The following is a 24,011-nucleotide window of genomic DNA, read 5'->3' on the forward strand; positions in this document are numbered from 1 at the left end:
TGTCAATCAGGCCCCGTTCATTGCGAAAGGGTTGCCGACGTTTTCATTCGCCCACCGGTTGCCTAGGTACTCTCCGCCGGCTTCGCCAGCGCAATCCCCGCCGCCCCCAGTCGCTTCAGCACCTCGAACAGCAGATCGCTTTTGGTCACCCCGACAATCCTCGGGCTGGCGACGTACCCGGTCACCGTCAAGGTGATGCCGTCCGGCGTCAGCTTGCTGAAGCGCACAAACGGCGCCGGTTTTTCGAGGACGGTTTCGTTCTCGCAGTAGGCGTTGAGCAGCAGGTCCTTCACCTCTTCCGGGTCGATATCCAGCGGAAACACCAACTCCAGAGACGCCACGCCCTGGGCACTGCCACCGAGCGTGACGTTGCGCAGGTTCTGCGAGATCAGTTGCGAGTTCGGCACGATCACGATCGAGCGGTCACTGAGCTGGATTTCCGTGGCGCGCACGTTGATGCGGCGGATGTCGCCCTCGACGCCGCTGATGCTGATCAGATCGCCGACTTTCACCGGCCGCTCGGTCAGCAGAATCAGGCCCGACACGAAGTTCTTCACGATCTCCTGCAAACCGAAACCGATGCCCACCGACAGCGCACTGACGATCCACGCCAGGTTGGTCCACTTCACGCCCAGCGACGACAGGGTCAGCAGGATCACGAAGGCATAACCGATGTTGGAAAACAGCGTGCTCAGCGACGCACACATGCCGGGGTCCATGTCGGTCTTGGGCAGAAATTCGTTGTCGAGCCAGCGGCGCAGGGCGCGGATCAGCCAGATGCCGATCATCAGCGCCAGCACCGCGTTGAGCAAATGGCCGGGAACGATGTTCAGCTTGCGCAACCCGGCGCCGCCAAGAATCGCCATGATATTGCTCGCCAGCTGCCCCAGCGTGGTGCCGATGCCGCCGACAAACAGCGCGATCACCGCCAGCAGCAACAGCCCGGCACGACTGAAACCGGACAACAGAATCGACATCTGATCGAGGCGTCGATCACCTACCCCGAGCAACTGTTTCAGCGCTTTGCCGCTGGCGTGTCTGGGCGAAAATACATGCTCGCAGGCGTCCTTGATCACCTGGATCAACAGGTAGAACCCGGACAGGACGATATACGACCACACCAGTTCATAGGTGATGAACCGCGCCAGCGACACGTACCCGGTGAGCAGCGCCATCGCCGCCACGAAAATCGACAGACTGGCGACGGTGAAAATCACACCGGAGAACGTGCTGCCCGCCGCCGACGCATCATTGGCGGCGATCATCGCCTTGCGTGCCTTGCTCACCTGCAACAGCATCGTCACCACAATCGCCAGCACCACCATGGCAATCACGCCGCGCCCGGCGAGCACAATCTGACTGCTCATGCCCGTGGCATTGCTGACTTGCACCAGCGTCACCAGCACCAGCAACGCGCAGGACAGAATCCGTGGGAACGGCTTCAGCGCCAGCGCCACCGGATCGGCAATCGCCGGCAGGCGCCACGACGGATGTTGCGTCGACAGCAAGGCTCGGCTCAGCCCGGTGATCAGCACGCAGGCATACACGACTTTTTCGAACTCATCGGAAAACGTCGCCAGCACCGGCGTCAGCGGCGCGTGGCGGGTGAGGGCGTAAAACAGCACATGCAGGGCGATGGCGGTGGTGGCAATGGTCGCAAGGGCTGAAGCGAACGCCAGCGCGCTGCGGCGCAGACGCCCCTCCGGCATGCGATGAATGCAGACCCAGGTCAGCCCGCGTTCGGCCAACCGCCTTCCGTACGTCCAGATCAGCAGCGCCAGCATCACCAACAGCACCGTATAAACGTGCTGCCCTGGCGCCCACACCGTGGCCCAGGTTTCTTCGATCTGCTGCACGAAAAAGCTTAGCCTTTGGCGATCATCCGGCGAAGGGTTGATCAGCGGCGACCAGAAATCCGGGTTCAGCACACTGTCCGTACCCAGGGTCAGCTCGCTCTCCAGCAGCGTGCGCCGGATACCGGCAATCTGCGTGATCAGATCCGCCGCACTCTGCTTCAACGCCGCGAGGCTCTTGAGCGTCGCATCGACCTTGTTCTTCTGCTCCGTCAGCGACGCCCGCTGCGCGATGATATCCGCCTGCTCCGAGGCAATTCCGGTATCCGGCGCCGCCCCCAACACCCCCAGTTGCACCGTCAGTTGCGCCTGCTGCGGCAACAACGCCGTCGACAACTTATCGACATCCAGAATGAACGCCTGCACGCGATCCTGCGGGCCCTCAAGCTGGTTGTAATTGTTCGCGGCAGAAATCTGCTGTTTCAGTGCATCGAGGCGTTGTTGCAGGGCTTGCAGATCACTCTGGGAAATCACCGGCAGCGGCGCGGCGGTGGTCGCCGACGGCGCCGGCAACTCCGCCGCCCACAGCGACGGACTGCCGGGGATGAGCAGGATCAGTACGGTCAACCACAAACACTGCAATGCGTTGCGCATGGGGGCGACGGGCTCGAATGGAACACACAGCCTATGAGGTTAGGTGATTGGGGGAGATGGGGAGGAAAAGTTTCACGGCAGAAGGTGGATCAACTCGGGTTCAAGCGCGGTGCGGCTGGCGTCGAGCAAGGCAAGCGTGACCGGGAGTTTGAAGCGGCGGCGTCCGGCACTGCCGGGGTTCAGGTAGAGACAGTTTCCGCGCCATTCGATCAGCGGCTTGTGGGAGTGGCCGGTGATCACCAGTTTGATGGCGCTGGTGAGCAGGGCGGGCACGTCGGCGATGTCGTGGGTCAGCAGGGTTGGCCAGCCGTTGAGGTCGAAACTGAGGTGGTCGGGCAGGGCGGCGGCCCAGGGCAGGTCGAGGTCGTTGTTGCCGCGCACGGCGTGCAGTGGGGCAATGGCGGCGAGCTGGCTGAGGATTTCCGGGGCGCCGATGTCGCCGGCGTGGATGATCAGGTCGCTGCCCTCAAGGGCGGCGAGGGCTTCGGGGCGTAGCAGGCCGTGGGTGTCGGAGATAATGGCGGTTTTCATGAGGGGGAGCGTAGCAGGCGCGGTTCGGTTTGGGTTGAGGGCCTGCGTTCGGGCAGACACACCGTGTTGCGCTGCGCTGACGATCTTTGGCGTCAGATCGACTCCGGCAGGCCTTGCTGCGCTTTGGCCCGGGCGATGGAAAACGCCTTCGGCAGGCTGGCGCCATTCTTCGCTGCAAGAATCTCGGCCATCACACTGACGGCGATTTCTGCCGGCGTCTTGCTGCCGATGTAGAGGCCGATCGGCCCGTGCAGACGCTCAAGTGACGCTTGAGTCTCACCAAAATGCTCGATCAGCCGTTCGCGGCGCAGCTGGCTGTTGCGCCGCGAGCCGATGGCGCCGATGTAGAACGCCGGGCTGTGGAGCGCTTCGAGCAGAGCCAGATCGTCGAGTTTGGGGTCATGGCTCAAGGCGACGATGCAGGTGCGCAGATCGACCGCGAAGTCGCGGACCACGTCATCGGGCATGCCGACGATACGTTCCACGCCGTCCACCGCCCAGGTCTCGATGTACTCGGGACGCGGATCGCACACCGCCACCTTGAACCCGTTGAACAACGCCATGGTCGCGAGGTACTCGGCCAGCGCCCCGGCACCGATCATGAGCATTCGATAGCCCGGCCCCAGGGTGTTGAGCATCTGCGTGCCATCGAAGCTGAATTGTTCGGGCGTCGCCGTGGCTTCGAGCGTGACCTGGCCGGAGGCCAACGCCAGGCGCCGGCGAACCAGTTGCCCGGCGTCCAGTTGCACCAGCAATGCATCGAGTGACTGCCACGCCGGGTTGAATTCGAGGATCAGCTCAAGCGTGCCACCGCAGGGCAAGCCGAAGCGATGCGCCTCGTCGGCGCTGACGCCATAGCGCACCACTTGCGCTGCGCTGTCATTGAAAGCGTTGCCGCCGTGGGCCGTGGTATAGCGGTGGATCAGGTCATCCTCGATGCAGCCGCCGGACACGCTGCCCACCACACGACCGTCGTCGCGCAGGGCCATCATCGAACCTGTCGGGCGCGGTGAAGAACCCCAGGTGCGCGCCACCGTGGCGAGCAACACCCGCTCGCCGGCGGCGAGCCAGTCCCGCGCGGTGCGCAGGACCAGCAAGTCGATGCTTTCCATCAGCGTCTCCTCTTAGCGCATCTGCAGGATGATCGGGCTGCTGCTGGCCGGGTCGGTGTGCTCGCGCAGTTTGCCAACTGCTTGCGCATCCACGGCACCGCCCTGATTGCCCCAAGTGGTGCGCATGAAGGTCAGCACGTCGGCGATCTGCTGATCCGACAATTGCTCACGGAAGGCCGGCATGCGATAGGCGTCCGGGACACCGGCCGCCACGACCCGCTGCGAACCGTTGAGGGTGATGTTGATCGCCGAGGCGCTTTCCCTGGCCAGTGCGGAGGTGGCACCGGCCAGTGGCGGCATCCATTCGGCCTGGCCCTTGCCGTCCAGGCCGTGGCACGAGGCGCAGCGTGTCACGTAGGTATGCGCACCGGGTGCGTCCAGACGCGTCGCAGCCGAAACCGCTTGATACTGCCAGGGCTGGCCGTCGCGCTGGGGATCGCCCGGCAACGACTTGAGGTAACGGGCAATCGCCGTCAGATCGTCGTCGGTCATGAACTGCGTGGAGTTGTTGAAGGCCTCGGTCATCGAACCGTAGACCACCGCGTGTTTATTGCGACCGGTCTTGAGGAACTGCACGATTTCCGCTTCGCTCCAGCGCCCAAGCCCGGTGTTGTGGTCATCGCGCAGGCTCGGTGCGTACCAGCCGTCGAGCAAGGCGCCGGCGAGGTACGGCTTGCCGGACTCATCCAGTGCCTTCTCGTTGAACGCCAAGCCTCGGGGTGAATGGCAACTGCCGCAGTGCCCGGCGCCCTGGACGAGATACGCGCCGCGGTTCCACACCTCATCCTGCGAGGCTTTGGCCGCGTAAGGTTCGGCGTCGACAAACACACCGTTCCACAGTGCAATCGGCCAGCGCAGATTCAACGGAAAGGGAATTGCACTCGGGATGTTCGCCTGTTTCACCGGCGCCACGCCTTTCATGAAAAACGCATACAGCGCACGCACGTCGTCATCACTGAGCTTGGCGTAAGACGGGTAGGGCATCGCCGGATACAGACGGCGACTGTCGGGTGCCACGCCGTGGCGCACCGCTCGGTCGAAGTCTGCAAGGCTGTAGTGGCCGATGCCGGTTTCGGTGTCCGGGGTGATATTGGTTGCGTGGATTGAGCCCAGCGGCGTGGCCATTTCCAGGCCGCCGGCGAACGGCGCGCCGCCCGGCACGCTGTGACAGGCCACGCAATCGCTGAGCCGGGCGACGTATTCACCACGGGCGACCAGCGCCGGGTCGATGTCGGCCACGGCGATTTGATGGGTTTCAAGGCGCGAGACGGGCTCGCGTGTGACATACCAGGCCAGCAGGCCTGCCGCGACCAGGCACGGCACTGCCAGCCAGCCAGCGGTTCTTGCGAATCGGCTGTTATTCATGGACGCTCCGGCGCTGATCAAGTGAAGGTGTGTCGGCTCATGGGCAGGCTGCGCACCCGTTGCCCGGTCAGCGTTGCCACTGCATTGGCGACGGCCGGCGCGACGGCGGGCAGCGGCGGTTCACCGATGCCGCCCATTTTTTCTCCGCTCTCGATGACACGCACGTGAACCCGTGCCATCCGCGCCGGCGGCAGGATCGGGTACAGGTCGTAGTTGCGCGCCCGGGGCTTGCCATTCACCCACACAGCCTCTTCCACCAGCGTCTGCGACAGCCCCAGCGCCACCGCGCCATTGACCTGAGCCTCGACAATTGCCGGGTTGACGATGCTGCCCGGGTCAATCGCCTGCCAAATGTCGTGGACCTTGACCTGGCCGTGCTCGATGGACACCTCGGCGATCACCGCCGTCTCGGTACCGAACGGCGAAGCCATGGCCACGCCGCGCGCACGTTTGCTGCCGTCCTCGGCGGTAAACGGCCCGCGCTTCCAGCCGCCCGAGAGTTCACCCACCGCCTGCAGCAGCGTGGTCAGCCGTTGATTGTCGCGCAGCAGATGCAGGCGCAGTTCGAACGGGTCCTTGCCACCCTTGTCCGCCAGTTCGTCGAGGAACGATTCATAGAAAAAGTCGTTGAGCGAATTGCCCACCGAACGCCAGTAACCGAGCATCGCCGGACCTTTGGCGTAGATCTGCGCGATCCGCTTGTTGGCGATCGCGTAGGACTTGCCCGACAACCCTTCAAGCGCCGTCGGGTCGAGTTTCTCGCCTTGCTTGCCGGCGAGGGCTTCGGTCGGGCCTTCGGTGGCGCTGACCGCTTCGATTGCCAGCGGCCAGCCGTCGTTGTCCAGCGCCGCGCGGAAATTCACCGCCGCCACCGGACGCAGCACGTCACGCAGGAACTCCTCCTCACGGCTCCAGATCAATTTGACCGGGCGGCCAACCGCTTTGGCCAGCGCGATTGCCTGGGGATACGGACTGGCCGAGTCGTAGAGGAAGTGCCGACCGAAGAACCCGCCCAGCAATGGCGAATGCAGCGTGATGCGCGACGGATCCAGCCCCGTGCGTTTGGCGATGTCCGCGCGGAACATGTCCGGCGCCTGGTTGGGCAGCCAGACCTCCAGCGAACCGTCCGGATTGAATCGGGCCAGCGCAGAAGGTGGCTCGAGTTGCCCGTGGTTCAGGTATTGGTTGTGGTAAGTGGCGTCGATCCGGTTTTTCGCACTCGCTAGAATGCCGGCTACGTCCCCTTGGTTTTCATCATCCCTGGCGGGGCCTTTGTCTTCAGCCAGTCGCTTGAACCAGGCATCGCTGGAAAAGTCGGCGGGCATCGGTCGCACCTGGCTGTCTGCGGCAGGTTCCTGCCAGTCGACCTGGATGGCTTCCACTGCACGTTTTGCGTGCCACCAACGCTCGGCGACCACCGCCACGGCACCCGGCAGGCGATGCACGGAATGCACGCCTTTCATGGCCTTGACCTGATCCTCGTTGCGCAGGTTGCCCACGGTCATCCCCAGGCGCGGTGCATGCTGGACGGCGGCATGCAGCATGTCGTCGACCTTCAGATCAATGCTGTAGAGCGCTTTACCCGTGGACTTGTCATAGGCATCGAGGCGCTTCACGGGTTTGCCGATCCAGCGGAACTGACTCGGGTCACGCAGCTTCACAGAGGCCGGATCGGGAACCGGCAGATCCATCGCCTGCCCGGCCAGTTCACCGTAGGCCAGCGAGCGGCCCGACTTGGCGTGCACAACCTTGCCAGGCTCGGTGCTCAATTCGCTCACCGGCACTCCCAGCTTTTGTGCGCCGGCCTGCAACAGCATGGCGCGGGCGAGGGCGCCGAGGCGGCGCATGACCGGGTAACTCAGGCGCACCGACATGCTGCCGCCGGTGATGCGCATGCCGTTTTCCAACACCACGTAGGCTTCGCCGGGCGGTGCGGCTTCGACCAGGAAGGTCGACGGGTCGGCATCCAGCTCTTCACCGACAATCTGTGCCATCGCGGTGAACGTACCTTGCCCGCCCTCCATGAACGGGCAGAGCAGGCGCACGCGATTGTCCGGGCGAATTTCGAGAAACGCCGGGACCTGCGTGCCGCGTTCGGCGGTCGCCGCCGCTGCCGCCGCTTGCACGCGGGTGGCACCCAGCGGCAGGCCGAAGCCGAGCACCAGGGCACCGACGGCGGTGCCGGTGAGGAAACGTCGGCGCGACAGATTGACCGGATCGTGCAGAGCCAGGGCCGATGCTTCCAGGGACGGATCAATACGAACGGTCATCAGGCGTCTCCCTTGCCGGCCAGCTCATGCACGGCGGCATGAATGGCGTTGTAGGTACCGCAACGGCACAGATTGACCATCGCCGCTTCGATCTGTGCGTCACTCGGCCTGGGGTTCTGTTTGAGCAGTGCGGTGGCGGCCATCACCTGCCCGGACTGGCAATAGCCGCACTGGGCGACCTGCAGATCGACCCAGGTCGAGACGACCCGTTTGCCCACTTCATCGGCCTCGATGGCCTCAATGGTGGTGACCTCGCGGCCGACCACGCCGGCCACCGGTGTGACGCACGAGCGCACCACATTGCCGTCCACCAGCACCGAACAGGCGCCGCATTGCGCCAGGCCGCAGCCGTACTTGGTGCCGGTCATGCCCAGGTCATCGCGGATCACCCACAGCAAGGGCGTATCGGCGTCGGCATCGACCTGATAGGTCTTCTGGTTGATTCGTAGTTCCATGGCTCACCCGCTTGATCATCGGTTGACGTGCGTTGTTATAAGCAGTGACACGCAGCGAGGCGTATCACCGGAAAAGTGTGTCGTTCGCTCAACTCGCCGCACTGCCGAGCGTCTCCGCCTCGAAAGGCTGGCCACGCAGCAACGAGATGTCACGGCTGGGCGCGGTGCCGAACAAGCGGCCGTATTCGCGGCTGAACTGCGAGGGGCTTTCATACCCGACGGCAAACGCTGCGCGCGACACGTCCAGACGCTCCATCAACATCAGCCGCCGGGCCTCGTTGAGCCGCAGCCATTTCTGGTATTGCAGCGGACTCATACCGGTGAGCTGGCGGAAATGATGGTGAAAGGTGGGTGCGCTCATTTGCACCCGCGCCGCCAGTTCATCAATGCGCAGGGCAGCGCTGAAGTTGACCTTGAGCCAGTCGATGGCCTTGGCAATGCGATAACCCTGGCCATCGACGGCGGTGATCTGCCGCAGCCGTGCGCCTTGGTCGGTGTGGAGCAGCCGATAGTGGATCTCCCGCAGGATCAGTGGCGCCAGCACCGGGATCGCCTCGGGTTCATCGAGCAATGCCAGTAAGCGATCGAGCGCACCTTCCAGGGTGGATGACATGTTGCCAATCGCGGCGCCTGACGCTGTGGAGGGCTGCCGCTTCGCCGGCAAGCCCACCTTGGTGATGACCTCGGCGAGCATGCTGACATCCAGTTTCAGCACCAGCCCGACGCAGGGCTGTGCAGGGCTGGCACGCAGCACTTCGGAGTTGGCGGGCAAGTCCAGCGAGGTGACCAGAAACCGCGAATGGTCGTAGCAATAGCCCTCGCCACCGACCCACAAACGCTTTTCCCCGCGACCCACCAGGATCAGGCTCGGTTCGACCATGCACACGACCGGGGGCGCCGGCTGATCACGACGAAACAGCGACAGCCCGGGGATGGCCGTGGCGAAGTCGCCCGGTGCGCTCACGCGCGGGTCAATGTTCAACGCCAATGGAGATTCATGGCGCAGCGGTGTGTCGATCATGGCGGCTCACTCCTGTTGAGCGAACTGTAATCCGCTGCCGAGGCGTTTCCTATCCATCACCCTGCATCCTCAGAGGATCAGGCAAGCATTCAAGAGGAATGCACTAGGGCAGAGGTGGATCGACCGGGAGAATGTGTCGAACTGTTACGGGGGAAGTGCTCATGTGAGCGATCAATTGCTCGCCCCCTGCGCATCACCCCCTCATGTTTTTTGCACCACAGGTAGTTCCCATGACTGTTCTCTCTACAGAAAAACGCGGCTGGAGCGCCGTGCTGGCGATGTCGCTGGCCGCATTCGCCCTGGTCGCTTCCGAGTTCATGCCCGTCAGCCTGCTAACGCCGATTGCCGCTGAACTGCACATCACGGAAGGCCAGGCCGGGCAGGGTATTTCCGTGTCCGGAGCATTTGCCCTGATCACCAGCCTGGTGATTGCCGCAGTCGCCGCGCGTGTCGAGCGCAAGAAGCTGTTGCTGTCCCTGACCTTGTTGATGATCGTCTCGGGGACGATCGTCGCGTTCGCGCCGGGCTACCCCTCATTCATGTTCGGGCGTGCCCTGATCGGCATCGCCATCGGCGGTTTCTGGTCACTGTCGGCGGCGACCGCGATGCGCCTGGTGCCGTCCGATCAGGTGTCCCGCGCGCTGGCCATTGTCAATGGCGGTAACGCGCTGGCGACGGTCATCGCCGCACCTGCCGGCAGCTTCCTCGGCTCGTTGATAGGCTGGCGCGGCGCATTTTTCTGCGTGGTTCCGGTCGCCGCGCTGGCGGCCGTGTGGCTGCTGATCAGCCTTCCGTCTTTCAAGGCCGAGCGCCAGGCCGGCAGCGGTAACGCCCTGCGCCTGATGACACGGTTGCCGGTGGCGCTGGGAATGATCGCCGTCAGCGTATTTTTCATGGGCCAGTTCATGCTGTTCACTTACCTGCGTCCGTTTCTTGAAGGAGTCACCGGCGTCAGTGTTTCAACCTTGTCGTTAATGCTGTTGGGGCTGGGACTGGCGGGCTTCATCGGGACCTTTGTGATCGAAAGGTTCATCGGCAACGGCCTCTATCGCACACTGACGATCATCCCGCTGATCATGGCGGCCATCGCACTGGCGCTGGTGAACTTCGGCGCATCGCCGTTGCTGACCGCCGTCCTCCTCGGACTGTGGGGGCTGGTCGCGACTGCCGCGCCGGTTGGATGGTGGACATGGCTGGCGCAAACGCTCCCGGATGATGCCGAAGCCGGCGGCGGCTTGCTCGTGGCCATCGTGCAACTGGCGATCGCCGCCGGGGCAATCATCGGCGGCCTGGCCTTTGATCTGAGCGGCTACAAAGCCACCTTCGAACTCAGCGCAACCGTATTGGTCGCCGCCGCCGTATTCGCCTGGCTGGCGGGGCGCAGCGCCACTGAAGTGCATCTGCCCGAATCGAACGCGACAGCCTGAGGCGATCAGCCTCGCTCAGCGGTTCGGCCGGAAGCCGCCGTGCGCGGTTTCGCGCTGTATGCGCCACGGGGCAATCCGGTGGTGTACTACCGAAACTTACAGCGCTCAGGGGAGCTTGTTCACTCGCGGCGGTTTGTTTCAGAGAGCGAGCGACGGGCGGCGGTGGAAGGGGAGGTTGAGGCGTCTGCAGGCACGCGAGTGATGGTGCGACACCGCCCTTATTGAGCCAATGAGCGAAGCTTGTACGATCAGCTAATCTTTGAGCACTGTCGGCGCTTATGGCGATTCAAGTGAATGAAAATGAGCTTCAGGGATGACCTCGTCTGTTCAATGGTTTTGGTGGCGCTTGTTCTGGCATACGCCTCAGGTGCCGGGAACACGCTCCACTTAGGCTACTGGTACCTCACGCTGGTGCCAGTGGTGACCTTGCTTCCAGGCCTGATTCTACGTGCCCGGGCCCTGTTCCTAGCGGGAGCGACAGCCGCAGCGGCTGTTACGCTTCTGGTCTATATGGAGATCATATCCAGCTCGGGCCGTGATGGCGGCCTCGTTGGGCTGGGGCATTTGTTTTCTGTCCCGGGACTGGTCGTCGGCACCAGTGTATCTGCTTGGTTATTGAGATTCCGTGTGAATGCGACATTGCCATGGGTCGTCGCGGGCATCGCATTTTTGGGAGCCGGCTTCGGTTTCATCATTGCCCAAACTATTGTGTGCACCACCGCTGTAGACTGCGGTGCATTGTCGATGAGGGTGTGGAATTAGGAAGGGGGCTCCAAAGAGTGGCTTTCAGAGAGCGAAGATTTTGCACTCTCGGCCTGTTTAGATCCTCATTTTCCGGGTTTGGTGTTCTTGCACGTCTACTTGGGTTCAACGTCAGATGACGACTGCGACTGGCAAATAAATGGATCTTTGTTGGTCCTCCCTAGCCAGGTTGAGCGCTTTGCAAAAGACTTGTCCGCAATTTAACGGTGCGGTCGGACTCAAGTCGTTGAACCGCAAATCTACAAACGGGCGTGTGGGTTGCTAGCGTTTTTTAGCGGCAGTTTTCGGCCGAGGCTGTGTAAAAACGTTTTTCAGCGCGACAGGTACTCAAGCCCGGACTGAGAATCGCGCTTCTACGTAAAATCCGCACCTGCTGACGTGCCGATAAATTTCAGATTCGACGTAAACGCGCACACTCCAATTTTGGCGACGCGTTTTTACACACTCTGGGCCAGAAGCAGTCGTACGCACAGGTATAGGTATATTTCAGGTACCAGATTGCGGGAGCATCAACTGCCAACGGATTGGAGGGGGGCGTTTTACAAGTCGTCCCCACGACTAATCCACAATGAACAACTTCGCCCCGATCGTGGTGAATGAACGATGTCCCTCAGCATTATTGCCTACCTGATAGCTCATACCTGGCGTCAGTGAGAACTGACGACCATCTTCCAGTTCTGTATGCAACTGACCCTCCAGGCACAACAGTATGTGCCCCCTCCAACACCAGTGATCAGCCAAATATCCGGGGCTGTATTCGACCATCCGCACACGCGTTGATCCAAACTGGCAGGTACGCCAATAGGCTGTGCCTGTCTGACCGGCATGTGCCACCGGCTCTATCGTTGACCAATCGGTGATACCAAATGGGATTGCAGTGAGATCCATTTTTGCCTCGTCGATATGCAATAAATGCAGACCGTATCATTCGGGCGATGCTGCCGACAGATACAGACGGCCCGCATTTATGGGATACAGGGAGGGGGAAACTGCCTTGGGATAGAAGGGAACGGATTTGATTTCTCGACTCAAAACGTCCGCTCTTGCCGATAGCGTACGCCCACTTAAGTCTGCTTCCGGCCAGAAGCAGACGATCGCAGGAACGCTCCAGGCTTGATGCTTTTCCGATCATGCTGAAATGAGCATCGTCTCTGTGCAGGAGGAGCGGTGGAGGCTCGATACGTCTTAGGATGTCGCTGCTTTGAGGTCTGAATCCCTCCCGACCTTTCAATAACACTCGATGCGGTTGCGCCCGGCACGCTTTGCGCAATAGAGCGCCTTGTCGCTGCGTGAGAGGCTAGCCTCAGCGCTGACATCGGTTGAATGGAGGGAGGCGATACCTACACTCACCGCCAAGGTTAGACTTTCGTCTCCGTGGTCCAGTGGCGCGCTGGCCAGCTCATCCTGGACTCGTTGGGCGAATATTTTGGCTTCGTTGACGGAAGCATCGCTCAACACCACGGCGAACTCTTCGCCGCCCATGCGACCGGCGGCATCGGTTCTGCGCAGCTGCCTGCAGAGAATGGCCGAGAAGTGCTGCAGCGCGAGATCACCTACCGAATGGCCCCAGCGATCATTAATGGCTTTGAAGTGGTCAAGGTCGAACATCAGGATTACCGCAGGGTAGCCGGCAGAGCGCTGCACCCGCGCCAACTCGCTTTCGAGGTGCTGCATGAAATGGCGACGATTGGAGAGTTGCGTCAGGGAATCCGTGCTGGCGAGCACATGCAGCTCGGCTTCGATTAGCTTGCGCTCGGTGATATTGGTGATGATGCCGTGCCAGAGCACGCTGCCGTCCGCCAGTGCCCTGGGACGCGCAGCACCATGACGCCAAGCGGCGCCCCCACCGGGCAGCACTACCCGGTATTCAAGGCTCCAGGGCTTGAGATCCCTCGCGGACGCCTCCAGGGATCCGAGGTAGGCAGACAGATCGTCCGGGTGGATGATCAGGTGCAGAATGTCGGCATCCTGCATCAGTTGCTCCGGCGTCACTCCGTAAATGTCGCGGGCCCCGATGCTGACGAAGGAAAAACTGTACTGTCCATGCACCTGCCGCAGATTCTGGAAAACCATGCCGGGGACTTCGTTGGTCAAGTCGGTCAGCAGCGCGGCCTTCAGCTGTATCTGTTCCGACAGGGCGTACATGGCAGTGACGTCGGTGGTGGCTCCGACCATGCGCACGGGGTTGCCGGCGCCGTCATATTCCACCACCTTGCCGCGACTGCAGACCCACTTGTAACTGCCGTCCCGGCAGCGTAGTCGGTGCTCCACTTCGAAAATCTCGGTGCGCCCGTCGATGGCCTCCTGGTAGACAGCCAGCACGTAGGCGAAGTCGGCGGGATGGATGCGGGTGTAGGCCTCCGCGACGTCGTCGCCGACCTCGTTGTTGGTGTACCCCAGCATGGCCTTCCAACTATCGGAATAGTTGACTTTGCCGGTGAGCATGTTTCGGTCCCAAACACCGGTGCCGCTGGTGACGATGGCCAGCGCTTTACGTCGCTCGCTTTCGCTAGGAAGCTCAAACTCCGCTCGATCCGACTCCTTCAGCAGCAGCGCCCCTGCTGCCAATTGAGCGAACTCCTGCAACCCTTTCTGTTGTTCGGCATCGAGCTCGCGGGGTTGGTCGTGAAGCAGGCAGAGCAGGCCGAGTTGCCCTCCATCTGGCGCCTGCAAAGGGCAGGCAGCGAGAAAGCGCAGCGAGGGAAACGTTTTTGTCAGCTGGTGATTGCGCAGATGCTCGTCGCGGCTGATATCCGGCACCAGCAGCAATGTATGGCCATTGGCATCGGAGGGAAGCGGCATGCGGAGGTCTGGCAGTGTGTCGCGCACAATCGGGCCGGCGCCAGCGCAAAAACGCTGGAGATCCTGGGCGCCGGTTGTCAGCAGGACGGCCAAGACACCGAACTGCCTCCTAACCATATGGAGCAGGCCGTCGAAGCGCTCGTCTCGGGACCCTGCTGGCGACGTGGATTTGCTGGACAACATTCGGATTTTTCCACTCCGGGTTGCGAGTTGTGCCTCTTGGTGCTTATCGGCTTGGATGTGAAAAACTTAATAATAATAGCTTTCTGCCGTCACAATTTCGTTACGCGTACTGTTCCACCGTGACGAACTGGCTGACAGCCACTACCGTTGCCCCGTGGGAATCGAAAGGGGACGGACTCGAGTCACCCATATTGGCAGGCGATGGCCAGCCCCCATGTGGTGAATAAATAGCTCTGATGTACCTAACTTCCGTCAACCTGACTCGTGCCATAGACGGCCATCTGCTGATTACAGACTTATGTTTACGATTTGATTGACTGCTGCTGGAGGTAATGGGCCGAGTCGAATACGACGGGTATCTATTAGCCGTTTTCTGCCTCATGCGACGGGCAGCTTTGGGTCGAAAGCGGTCAGTCGCGACCGTCCGCTTCTGGCCGATAGCAGTCCTTAGGAAGTGCGGGCGCTGGACAAGCATGCGGGTACCACTATGGCCAAGCTACTTCGCAATGATCAGATCCGGTCCGTTGTTCCGAGCGTTCCCAGCGGCATTGTCGACCTGAACGACTCGAGCACCTCTGACTGCTCACTTTGGTGAAGCATCATCTGCTCCGCGAGCTCCTTTGGCGTGGCCGGGTTAAACCATTCCTTTGTGGCTGTATGTTGCAAAAATGTTCATGGCTTATCCTCCGCGTTGAGTGAGAGCGAGGCTGGATAAGTGCGAAGCGGGCTTGCGCTGGTTCCGCGTTTTCATTGCTCGATGGGTTGATTGTATCGATCCTGGATGCGCTCCAGCTCGCCCGAGTGGCGCAGTTGCTCCAGGGCGTGGGCCCAGGAGGCTACCAATTCGTCGTCACAGTCGCGGCTGAAGGCGATGTACAGCGATGAGCGATAGAGCTCGATGGGAATCTGCCGCAGCGTGCCGGGGGCGATGTTCAACTGGCGGCTGTAGTAAGCCACCCCCGCATCGGTGTCGCCGATGATGATATCGGTGCGCCCGGCTAGCAGCATGCGATAGAGTTGCAGGCTCTCGGTTGCAGTTTTTTCGAGGTTGTTGAAGCCCCGCGACTGCAGAGTCTCGGGTATCAGGCCGGCATGTCTCGTCGTAATTTTGGGGGCGTGCAGTAGCTGCTCCAAGGAATTCAAAGGCTGCTGCGCATTGGCTAACTGATAGGGGTGAATGGACTCTTCCACGATCGGTCCGACCCACTTGTATAACGATTCTCGCTCTGCCGTGCGAAATAGTGAATACATGATGGTCTTGGGCCGGGTCTTCAATGCACGGGCGCTTCGCATACTGGGCAGCAGCACCACCTCAAAGTCATCCCCGGTCAGCGCCATTATGCCTCGAACGATCTCCGTGGCCATGCCGGTGAGCTGATTGTTCTCCCGGTAGTTGTACGGCGCCCACTCTTCAGTAACGACCTGATACTGCTCGGCCCTGACGGGAGTGCCAAGTAATAGGCAGAGCAGCGCGACAGTAAGTGTCGAATGTTTCACGTGTTCTGCCTGGTGGGCTGTGCGGTGATCAAGGGTGGATCTGATTAAAAGGGCGAAATTAGTATAGACCCTGACACACGTCAAACGCCTGATGCAGTCCCGTAAACCGTCACCACGGCGATTGATACATACGAACCAGTACGCATGGCGCAGGTTTCTCAAGAGCGTTTAGCGGATTGCCTCTTATCGGTATCGGTTGGGACACGTAGTGACCGTCCGGTTCTGGCCGAAAGCAGTCACTCGCAAGTGCCTTCCTGCTCATGCTGAAACCTTTTTGATTAGCACCTGCCGCAGATAATGGGCAATCACCACAACGGTGGCCAGGCCCTCTTAAGCATCAGTCATGCACGGGCGTTCCCTGTTCGAAGAAGTGGTTCGAATGCATCGACCAGAGAATCAGGCAATGGTAGACAGATCCGGGGGGCTTAGTTTAGACGCCGCGAAAAAAGCCCCCACACCGTGGCCAGGTGTGGGAGCCGATTGAACATAGGTTGAAAATTGCCGCACAGATACTGGCGGTTTGCTTCAATGACCGGCGCTTTGGCCTCCATCGACGTGCAGGATTTCGCCAGTGACGAAGTTGGCGCTGTCCAAGTACAGCACCGCTGCGACGATGTCTTGCACTTCGCCCATGTGGCCGACCGGATGCAGGCTGCCTAGAGCGGCGTGGCTTTCCTCTCCATGCATCGGGGTCTTGATGATGCCTGGCGATACAGCGTTAACGCGAATACCGCGCTTGGCGTACTCGATCGCCAGGGATTTGGTCGCGGCGTTCATGCCGCCTTTGGTAAGCGATGCGAGCACCGATGGCACGCCCTCGATAGCGTGATCGACCAGCGTAGTGGTGATGCTGACCACATGCCCACCCTCACCTTGTTTCTCCATCTGGGCAATCGCCTGTTGCGACATATGGAAGAAGCTGCCCATGTTGGTGGCCACGGTGTTTACATACTCTTCACGGGTATAGGCCGTGAAAGGTTTGGCCAGGAAGATCCCGGCGTTGTTCACCAGAGTGTCAATGCGGCCGAAACGCGCTACGCCTTCGCGGATGATTTTCTCGGCAGTAGCCGGATCGGCAATGTCACCTGCGACGGTCAGGATGTCCGGGTCCGATGACGGTTTGATGGAGCGAGAAGTCGCAACCACTTGATAGCCGAGTTTACGAAAACCTTCGACGATTCCTGCGCCCAGACCTTGGGATGCGCCAGTAACCACAACGACTTTTTTTGAATGGCTCATGATAATTCCTCGATAGTTTATGAAAGTTGTTTCAATAGATAAGTAGGGCCATCAGGCTGGCGCCGACTCTCGCGCCATTTGTCTGAGGATCTGTTCGTATTCCTCGACTGACTGCGATCCGGACACCAGATGACCACCGTTCAGCACCATGGCCGGGACCGAGTTGATACCGCGTTGAAGGTAAAAATCTTCTAGCTCACGGATTTCCGTGGCGAACTCGTCGGTGTCCAGTATCTGCCGGGCGCGAGCGGTGCAAAGTCCCGCTTCACCGGCCAGGCGCACCAGCGTTTCGGGGGCACTGGGGTTCTGGCCGTCGGTGAAATACGCCTTGAACAGGATGTTCTTCAGCGCGAGCTGTTGACCGTCTTGCGCCGCCCAGAACAGCAGCCTGTGAGCATCGAAGGTGTTGTAGAAATGGCTGCGTTTTGCCAGGTCAAACTCAAAACCGATGGCTTTGCCACGAACGATCACTGAGTCATTGCGCGAGGCAATTTGCTCGGCGCTGCGGCCATACTTGCGCATCATGTGCCTGACTGCGTGTTCACCCTCGGCGGGCATGCCCGGGTTGAGTTCGAAGGGTTTGAACGTCAGCACGACGACAACTTCGTCGGTCACATTGGCAATGGCCTGTTGCAAGGCCGTGGCGCCAAGCGCACACCAGGGGCACACGACATCCGACACAAAGTCGACTCTGATGAGCCTCATTACTTGGGCTCCACCAGCGACTTGCGGTACTCGGTTGTGGTTATTCCAGCGTAGCCCCAGTTATCGGTATCCACTTCCTCGATCACGATATGCGTCAGGTGCGGATCCTTGTTGAGCACCGTCTCCATGGTTTTGGTGATCTCGGCGATGACCTGAGCTTTCTGTTCTTTGGTAACACCGTCACGGGTAATACGAACGCTGATGAAAGGCATGGGAGAGTCTCCAGTTCGCTCCCCATCGATATGATGAGGCGGCAAGTGGAATGAACTCTAGAAGGTTGCCTTGGATGAATAAATGCGGGTCTGGTCACTTCATTTATGACACAGTGTAATGAATTGAGTCGTTGCCAACCCTTGCAGACCATGACTCGGGCATTCCACTGTTCGGAGGCTGATTCACTAGCATCCACCTCTGCTTCATAAAACGATTCCGGTGGAACAGCTCCCTGAAATCAACTGCTCGCCACTGCATGATCGACATCGGTATGCTTTCGCGACGTTGCCCAATACTCAGTGTGATTAATATGAAGCGCCATTTTGATGACCTGCAGCTAGGAAGCATCGAGCTATTTTGCCTCGCCTCGGAAACGGGCAGTTTTACTGCAGCAGCGCAAGTAGCAGGTGTGACGCCTGCGGCAGTAAGCCGCTCGATTTTGCGACTTGAGGAGCGTTTGGGATCACGCCTGTTCGTGAGAACCACGCGCAGCATCCGGATGACTGAGCCGGGGCGAGTGTTCTACGAACAATGCCGACAAGCCCTGACTCAACTGGTGGAAGCGCAGCAAGAAGTCATGGGCGCTCAATCGACACCTTCAGGGCGGCTGCGTATCAGTCTTCCGACCACCTACGGGCATCACCGGATCTTGCCGCTTCTGCCGAAGTTTCGAGCGCTTTATCCAGACGTCAGCGTGGATATCCACTTGGGTAACCGAAATATCGACTTTGTAGCGGAGGGCTATGATCTGGCGATTCGGGTCCGGGCTCAACCTGACTCGACGCTGATTGCCCGCTTGCTCGAAGACGCACAACTGGTCGTGGTCGCGACACCTGAATACCTGACCAAAACCGGCACCCCAACGACGCTGGATGACCTTGTCGCTCACGAGTGCATTCAATTTGAACTGCCCAGCAGCGGTCGAAGCATCTCATGGCTGTTCGACGTCGAGGGGAAACACCGTGAGATCTTCACTGAGGGTAGATATTGCTGTTCAGATGATGTGCTGGGCGGCGTTACCCTGGCCAAACACAGTGCTGGTCTGTTCCAGACTTACAAATTCATTGTCGAGCGCGAATTGGCCGATGGAAGCCTCGTCGAGGTGCTCCAGCCCTACAACGGACGCTCCAGGCCCTACACCCTTCTGTACCCCCATGGACGCTACGTTCCTCAGCGGGTCAGGGCATTCGTCGACTTTCTGCTGCAGTATCGAGCCGACTGGGCGGCGAATTGAACGATGGAGTGTCAGCCTGCGCTGCCGATTGATCGACCATCTGGCTTGATCACTGGTGATATCGAGGGGTTCAAGCAAACCGAATTTCAAACGCGTGATTCCTGGCAGATCGCCCAAATTGATTGCGAGGATCGTTGTTTGTCGGGATGTTCATCACCTGCTCGGACAGCCGTGTTGTGCCCGAACTCCTGACGCAGCGCGAACCCGGCGAACTGTTCGTGATTCGCAACGCCGGCAACATTGTGCCGGCGTAAGGCCCTGAACCGGGCGGCGTCTCGGCCAGCGTCGAATATGCGGTCGCAGTGTTCGGCGTATAGGACATCGTGATCTGCGGTCACTCGGACTGCGAGGCGATGGGCGCGATTTCACGCTGCACCCGCTTGGATCATCTTCGGCGGTAGCCAGTTGGCTACGGCACTCAGACGCCGCGAAAGAGATTAACGCCGCCCACAACCTTAGAAATGCAGGTATAAAAAAGCCCGTCAAGGGGGGACGGGCTGTGAAAAGTCATGAGATACGGTAAAAAGTTTATACCACCACAAGCATTCTGCTTGGAAACCGACACCAAAGTTCACGCATAACGGGCTTCAGTTAAAGGAGCGTTTGGTCGGTACTCTTCAGATAACGAATTACCAACTCAGACTCAACTGGGACAGCCGGTGCCCATGACTTGATATTGCAGAACGTGGCGCTCGCCATGGAAATCTTCTTAGGTCATCTGCACCGGTACAGGGGCACATTCGTTGGCCAGTTCGGTGATAAAGGTAACGTGTTCGATATCCATATTTGTCGAAGAGCTGTAGGTCTCGACCGGGAGATTCGCCGCGTCCGACTTATCGGCATAAGCGTGCGCACCGAAACTGCCCAACAGTAAATCCGGTGCAATTTTCTTAAAGTTCATAATGTTCACCGTCTCGTTGAGAACCGTATTTGTTCGCGGGTTGGAGACGATGCTAAGGGTAGGAGCGGCGAGGAAATATCGGCGGGCTGGACAAATACTGTTGCTTAATCTCGTATGAATCAGAGTAATGGATGTCCTTGGCGCTTAACGATGCGTATCCCACGCCAGATGCTCATTCCCTGCAGGAATGTAGCCTATAAAATTACGCCATTTTCCTTATCTCTGCCCCCGGGGTAGCGTGCTCCCAAGACAAGGAGAATCGCCATGCCCTCGACCCCGACCCAATCCGCAGACAAATTCGACACTTCCCGCGCCAACGAATACGCCAGACAAAGTCGCATCGCCCTGGCCGGTTACGATGCCTGTCACGATCTGGCTGCGTGCATGTTGGCGGCCACTTTGGGGCCGTTGCGTGGCGCCAAGGTGTTGGTGGTTGGCGCGGGCGGTACGGCGCAGGAAATCATCGCAATGGCCGCGCTTGAGCCGGACTGGCGTTTCACTGCGGTCGATCCTTCGGCACCGATGTTGGAGGCTGCGACGCAGCAGTTGCAGGCCAATGATTTGCTCGGCAGGACAGACGTGCATCTCGGGCATGTCGAGGACTTGCCGGCGCAGGCATCGTTCGACGCGGCCACATTGATCGGTGTGCTGCACCACTTGAATGGCGATGACGCCAAGCGACAGATCCTGCGCTCGGTTCAGGCGCGGCTGAAACCGGGTGCGCCGCTGATTGTGGCGGGCAATCACTACGCCTATGCCAGCCAGCCGTTATTGCTGCAAGCCTGGGGGCAGCGTTGGCGGCAGCAGGGCGCGAGTGCCGAGGAGGTGAGGGCGAAACTCGGGAAGATTTTGCAGGGCGCCGATCCGCCGCATTCCGAGGCGGCGGTTCAGGCGTTGTTGCACGAGGCCGGATTTGGTGAGGCGACGCGGTTCTTCAGCAGCCTTTTCTGGGGCGCGTGGCTGGCGTGTAAAACGCGCTGAGCGGGTTGTGTTCGATCCAGTGAACGTCTTGCAAAACCTGCGATCAGGGCTTGTCAGTCGAACTTGACCAGGTCCTTGAAGATCAGTGGCCCCCAGCTTTTTTCTCGCGGCGGCACCAGCCCACACAAATCCAACTACGATCAAGCAACGACAGGCAAGGCGGTCGCTTTTCATCATGGCGAAGTCACTGGAGCGTTAGTGTTATGGACTTCATCGCTGACTTCTTGATCAACGAGCTGGCTCATCGGGTCGGTGTTTGCGTGCTGCGCCTGCTCAGTGGCGGCCGCTTCAAGGGCGAAAGCGGTTTTGCCTGGGGCTGGGCCGTCGCCGTCGGTGGCCTGGTGCTGTTCGCCCCTGTTGTGGCTTTCATCGCCTGGTTGATCTACTCCGGGGGCTGATGAGGGGCGGGCGCTTATGAAGATACCTCTGCGGCAGACCCGACAGGGATCGTAATGTCAGCGATTTAATATACCCATGACAATTCTTTGATTGTATTGATTTGCCAGTCCTACGATGAGCCTCGACCATCCGCACCGAGGCTCATCATGCACGTCGCCATCCTGACCTTTGAAGGGTTCAACGAACTCGATTCGCTCATCGCCTTCGGCATCCTCAATCGGGTGCCCGGCTGGCGCGTGTCGATTGCCAGCCCCACGGACAAGGTGCGGTCAATGAACGGACTTACCGTCGAGGCGCAGGTGTCGCTGGAGGAGGCCGGGGTCGCGGTGCTCAATCAACCGTTCGCGGCCAACGGCAATGTCGCCACCGCCGGCGGATGTCTGGCTTCGCAGTATCTGGCAGCCTGGTTTATCGCGCGCCTTGCCGGTGTGGACGCCGCGTGCGATGCGTTGCGGTACGTGGTGCCGGTGGGGGAGCAGGAGCTCTACATCACGCGGGCGCTGGCGAACATTTCGCCATTTCTATAAAACTGGCCGGGATCAGCTCTCGGTAGTTTCAACCGGTTCTACCGGCGCCTCGGCGGCCATCTTCAAGCGATCGGCCTTGCTGATGTACTTGGGCTTTTTCGGCGCCAGTTTGGCGCTGGCCTTTTTGGCCTTTTCCTTGAACAACTGCTGAAGTTTCTTTTGACGATTCATGGGGCTACCCGGCTTGTAGGTTTAAATATCGACTAGCGAAGGGCGTAGACGTGCCACGTTTGCCCTTGCGCTGAAAAAGGGTGGGATCCTGACGTATACGGCGGGTTCAGGCAATGTCGAATCCTCACCGAATCCAATCGTGTGTCAATCACCCCCGACAATGCAGTGGCTTGCAGAATCAAACCACTCGAAAGGATCCATCCGCACATTGCGCAGGCCCACTGTTTGCAGATGCGCGGCGTACAGCGGTTCGGCAAAGTAATTGATCAGGATGGAACGTCGGCGCAAGCCCGCCACGTTGCGGCTGCCAGCATGCAGCAGGTCCACGTCGAACAGCAGAATATCTCCGGCGCTGCCGGAAAGCTGCACGGCTTTCGACTCATCGTTAGCGTCGAGTGGCGGTTCTCCAGGCAGGGGGCGATGGCTGGCGGGGACGATGCGCGTAGCACCGTTCTGTGGGCCGTAATCGTCGAAAAACGCCAGGGCAACCACGCTGTCGCCGGGTCGTTGCGCCGACAGGTCGCGGTGCAAGGGTTGATGTCCGCCACCCGGAAGGGGTTCACGACCCTCCACCTGCGCAAGGAAGAAGCGTTCGCCGATCAGTTCGCCTACCACTTCCAGCACCTGTGGCAAACGGCACACCGCGCGCACCGTCGGGTCATCATCGAGCAGCGAGTGACGCCAGTCCTGACCGCGGGGCACCGGCCACTGATCGGACGGCAGGACACCTGCATCGAACACACGGCGCAACTCATCCAGCCATTCGGCGGGTATGGCGTGGCGGAGCAGGGCGTAGCCATTAAACAGGGATGCCTGTGCAGGCGGCGATCTTTTGCTCTGAACACGGCGGCGGTCGGTCATGGCGTCCTCGATGCTGTGCAATCGTCCGGGGTGGTACCAATGTGGATCATGGCGGCACTTACCGTGTGGTCGTTGCCATAGGCCCAATCAAGGGGCCCGCCATACGCCACCAGATCATAGATCTCGCTCTCACCCAGTACGCGGCCATTACGAAGGTCATACAGGCGAAAAAACGCCGGGCTCTCCCAGGAGACAAACCAGCTGCGCTCCATCGCATCGTCCGGCGGCGTCTGTGGATGAAGAAAACCCGGCAACACCCAGAACGGCCGAAACGTCTGGACCTGAAAGCAACCGTCGGGGCTGATGCTAGCGGTACCGTAGGGCTTGGCCAGCGCCTTCTCCCACCACTCGGAGGCTGTCCACAGTGCTGCGTAGAAGACCAGCAGGCCGAGGACAATCGAGACGATTCGCTGTTGACGTGTCATGACAAGCGCATACCCATTTCTACCGCACGGCGCTCGAAACCAAACTCCGCGTACATCCGTGCCGCCCGTTCATTGAACGGCCAGACCGTCAGGCGCAAGTCCTGCGCATCGTGCGCAAGGGCCCAGTCCTTGATGCGCTGGATCAGTGCGCGGCCAATGCCTTTACCCCAGAACCGTTCGGCGACACACACGGAGCCGATGCGCACGACATTCTGCGGCTGCATTAACGGCCCGACACTGGCCGACAGGCTGGCGGTAATGAACGCCACGACCTGGTCGCCCGCGCTGGCGAGCCACACGACCTGGCCCGGCTTCTCGAAAACGCCGGACCAGTGCGGCAAGTCGCGAGAGAAATCTTCGGTCGCAGCCGCGTAAATGTCCGGGCGAGCGGCGTGGTGCACGGCGTTGAGCAGTTGGCCCAGTTCGCACATCGCCAGGGCATCGTCAGCCGTGGCGGTGCGGTAGGTGATGGTTGCTTCCATG

Annotated in this window: 24 protein-coding genes and 1 pseudogene; 7 read left to right on the plus strand and 18 right to left on the minus strand. The window is 60.3% G+C overall.

The window, feature by feature from the left end; all coding sequences use genetic code 11:
* Positions 1–62 precede the first annotated feature (62 nt).
* From PseuLF5_RS01375 to PseuLF5_RS01405, 7 genes are all read right to left on the minus strand, one after another.
* Entirely contained in the window at positions 63–2,447 is a 2,385-nt protein-coding gene (locus PseuLF5_RS01375; RefSeq protein ID WP_340132737.1) for a DUF3772 domain-containing protein, read from the minus strand.
* 72 nt (positions 2,448–2,519) lie between these two features.
* Positions 2,520–2,978: a metallophosphoesterase family protein gene (locus PseuLF5_RS01380; RefSeq protein ID WP_340132738.1), complete on the minus strand. Its 459-nt coding sequence runs from the start codon at positions 2,976–2,978 to the stop codon at positions 2,520–2,522.
* A gap of 92 nt (positions 2,979–3,070) precedes the next feature.
* Positions 3,071–4,090: an XdhC family protein gene (locus PseuLF5_RS01385; RefSeq protein WP_322374860.1), complete on the minus strand. Its 1,020-nt coding sequence runs from the start codon at positions 4,088–4,090 to the stop codon at positions 3,071–3,073.
* Positions 4,091–4,102: 12 nt separating this feature from the next.
* Positions 4,103–5,455: a c-type cytochrome gene (locus PseuLF5_RS01390; RefSeq protein ID WP_340132739.1), complete on the minus strand. Its 1,353-nt coding sequence runs from the start codon at positions 5,453–5,455 to the stop codon at positions 4,103–4,105.
* A gap of 17 nt (positions 5,456–5,472) precedes the next feature.
* A complete protein-coding gene (locus PseuLF5_RS01395; RefSeq protein ID WP_340132740.1) occupies positions 5,473–7,725 on the minus strand; it encodes a xanthine dehydrogenase family protein molybdopterin-binding subunit in 2,253 nt (750 codons plus the stop codon).
* Positions 7,725–8,180, minus strand: a complete 456-nt coding sequence (locus tag PseuLF5_RS01400) for a (2Fe-2S)-binding protein (RefSeq protein ID WP_123462932.1) — start codon at positions 8,178–8,180, stop codon at positions 7,725–7,727. The genes PseuLF5_RS01395 and PseuLF5_RS01400 overlap by 1 nt, the downstream gene beginning before the upstream one ends.
* An 88-nt stretch (positions 8,181–8,268) precedes the next feature.
* Complete coding sequence (locus PseuLF5_RS01405) at positions 8,269–9,201, minus strand: AraC family transcriptional regulator (RefSeq protein WP_186748168.1); 933 nt, start codon at positions 9,199–9,201, stop codon at positions 8,269–8,271.
* Between the two features lie 230 nt (positions 9,202–9,431).
* Here PseuLF5_RS01405 and PseuLF5_RS01410 point away from each other — a divergent pair, with 230 nt between their 5' ends.
* Positions 9,432–10,628: an MFS transporter gene (locus tag PseuLF5_RS01410; RefSeq protein WP_340132741.1), complete on the plus strand. Its 1,197-nt coding sequence runs from the start codon at positions 9,432–9,434 to the stop codon at positions 10,626–10,628.
* Positions 10,629–10,922: 294 nt separating this feature from the next.
* Positions 10,923–11,390 (plus strand): hypothetical protein, encoded by a 468-nt coding sequence (locus tag PseuLF5_RS01415; protein ID WP_340132742.1) that lies wholly within the window; start codon positions 10,923–10,925, stop codon positions 11,388–11,390.
* Between the two features lie 558 nt (positions 11,391–11,948).
* Here PseuLF5_RS01415 and PseuLF5_RS01420 read toward each other — a convergent pair.
* From PseuLF5_RS01420 to PseuLF5_RS01445, 6 genes are all read right to left on the minus strand, one after another.
* Positions 11,949–12,278: a DHCW motif cupin fold protein gene (locus PseuLF5_RS01420; protein ID WP_340132743.1), complete on the minus strand. Its 330-nt coding sequence runs from the start codon at positions 12,276–12,278 to the stop codon at positions 11,949–11,951.
* A 339-nt stretch (positions 12,279–12,617) separates the two neighbouring features.
* Positions 12,618–14,375 (minus strand): sensor domain-containing diguanylate cyclase, encoded by a 1,758-nt coding sequence (locus PseuLF5_RS01425; RefSeq protein ID WP_267800823.1) that lies wholly within the window; start codon positions 14,373–14,375, stop codon positions 12,618–12,620.
* 747 nt (positions 14,376–15,122) lie between these two features.
* The gene (locus PseuLF5_RS01430; RefSeq protein ID WP_340132744.1) at positions 15,123–15,872 is read right to left on the minus strand and encodes a substrate-binding periplasmic protein; all 750 of its coding nucleotides are present in this window, start codon (positions 15,870–15,872) and stop codon (positions 15,123–15,125) included.
* A 525-nt stretch (positions 15,873–16,397) separates the two neighbouring features.
* Positions 16,398–17,111, minus strand: a complete 714-nt coding sequence (locus PseuLF5_RS01435; RefSeq protein WP_123464157.1) for an SDR family NAD(P)-dependent oxidoreductase — start codon at positions 17,109–17,111, stop codon at positions 16,398–16,400.
* A 51-nt stretch (positions 17,112–17,162) separates the two neighbouring features.
* A complete protein-coding gene (locus PseuLF5_RS01440; protein ID WP_340132745.1) occupies positions 17,163–17,816 on the minus strand; it encodes a DsbA family oxidoreductase in 654 nt (217 codons plus the stop codon).
* Positions 17,816–18,028 (minus strand): tautomerase family protein, encoded by a 213-nt coding sequence (locus PseuLF5_RS01445; protein WP_123464161.1) that lies wholly within the window; start codon positions 18,026–18,028, stop codon positions 17,816–17,818. Before PseuLF5_RS01445 ends, PseuLF5_RS01440 begins: the two co-directional genes overlap by 1 nt.
* 311 nt (positions 18,029–18,339) lie before the next feature.
* On the opposite strand from PseuLF5_RS01445, the gene PseuLF5_RS01450 reads away from it, so the two are divergent.
* Together PseuLF5_RS01450 and PseuLF5_RS01455 are read left to right on the plus strand one after the other, a co-directional pair.
* On the plus strand, positions 18,340–19,263 hold the full coding sequence (locus PseuLF5_RS01450) for a LysR family transcriptional regulator (protein ID WP_340133258.1): 924 nt from the start codon (positions 18,340–18,342) through the stop codon (positions 19,261–19,263).
* Between the two features lie 146 nt (positions 19,264–19,409).
* Positions 19,410–19,714, plus strand: a pseudogene (locus PseuLF5_RS01455) (carbonic anhydrase); the annotation flags it as partial.
* Between the two features lie 258 nt (positions 19,715–19,972).
* Here PseuLF5_RS01455 and PseuLF5_RS01460 read toward each other — a convergent pair.
* Complete coding sequence (locus tag PseuLF5_RS01460; protein ID WP_445262402.1) at positions 19,973–20,164, minus strand: DUF2790 domain-containing protein; 192 nt, start codon at positions 20,162–20,164, stop codon at positions 19,973–19,975.
* 264 nt (positions 20,165–20,428) lie between these two features.
* On the opposite strand from PseuLF5_RS01460, the gene PseuLF5_RS01465 reads away from it, so the two are divergent.
* From PseuLF5_RS01465 to PseuLF5_RS01475, 3 genes are all read left to right on the plus strand, one after another.
* A complete protein-coding gene (locus tag PseuLF5_RS01465) occupies positions 20,429–21,145 on the plus strand; it encodes an SAM-dependent methyltransferase (RefSeq protein ID WP_340132746.1) in 717 nt (238 codons plus the stop codon).
* A 203-nt stretch (positions 21,146–21,348) separates the two neighbouring features.
* Positions 21,349–21,543: a hypothetical protein gene (locus PseuLF5_RS01470; RefSeq protein ID WP_222832723.1), complete on the plus strand. Its 195-nt coding sequence runs from the start codon at positions 21,349–21,351 to the stop codon at positions 21,541–21,543.
* 147 nt (positions 21,544–21,690) lie between these two features.
* Entirely contained in the window at positions 21,691–22,071 is a 381-nt protein-coding gene (locus PseuLF5_RS01475; RefSeq protein ID WP_340132747.1) for a hypothetical protein, read from the plus strand.
* 12 nt (positions 22,072–22,083) lie between these two features.
* On the opposite strand, the gene PseuLF5_RS01480 is transcribed toward PseuLF5_RS01475, so the two are convergent.
* The 4 genes from PseuLF5_RS01480 to PseuLF5_RS01495 all read right to left on the minus strand — a co-directional run bounded on the left by PseuLF5_RS01480 (position 22,084) and on the right by PseuLF5_RS01495 (position 24,010).
* On the minus strand, positions 22,084–22,242 hold the full coding sequence (locus tag PseuLF5_RS01480; protein ID WP_123464171.1) for a DUF2986 domain-containing protein: 159 nt from the start codon (positions 22,240–22,242) through the stop codon (positions 22,084–22,086).
* Positions 22,243–22,386: 144 nt separating this feature from the next.
* Complete coding sequence (locus PseuLF5_RS01485) at positions 22,387–23,103, minus strand: phytanoyl-CoA dioxygenase family protein (protein WP_186748175.1); 717 nt, start codon at positions 23,101–23,103, stop codon at positions 22,387–22,389.
* Positions 23,100–23,528 carry a hypothetical protein gene (locus PseuLF5_RS01490; protein WP_123464174.1) on the minus strand — a complete coding sequence of 143 codons (429 nt, stop codon included), beginning with the start codon at positions 23,526–23,528 and terminating at the stop codon, positions 23,100–23,102. The genes PseuLF5_RS01485 and PseuLF5_RS01490 overlap by 4 nt, the downstream gene beginning before the upstream one ends.
* Positions 23,525–24,010, minus strand: coding sequence for a GNAT family N-acetyltransferase (locus tag PseuLF5_RS01495; protein ID WP_340132748.1), 486 nt, complete (start codon positions 24,008–24,010; stop codon positions 23,525–23,527). Before PseuLF5_RS01495 ends, PseuLF5_RS01490 begins: the two co-directional genes overlap by 4 nt.
* Between the last annotated feature and the right edge of the window lies 1 nt (position 24,011).

The sequence above is a fragment of the Pseudomonas sp. LF-5 genome (assembly GCF_037626295.1).
GTDB lineage: Bacteria > Pseudomonadota > Gammaproteobacteria > Pseudomonadales > Pseudomonadaceae > Aquipseudomonas > Aquipseudomonas monsensis.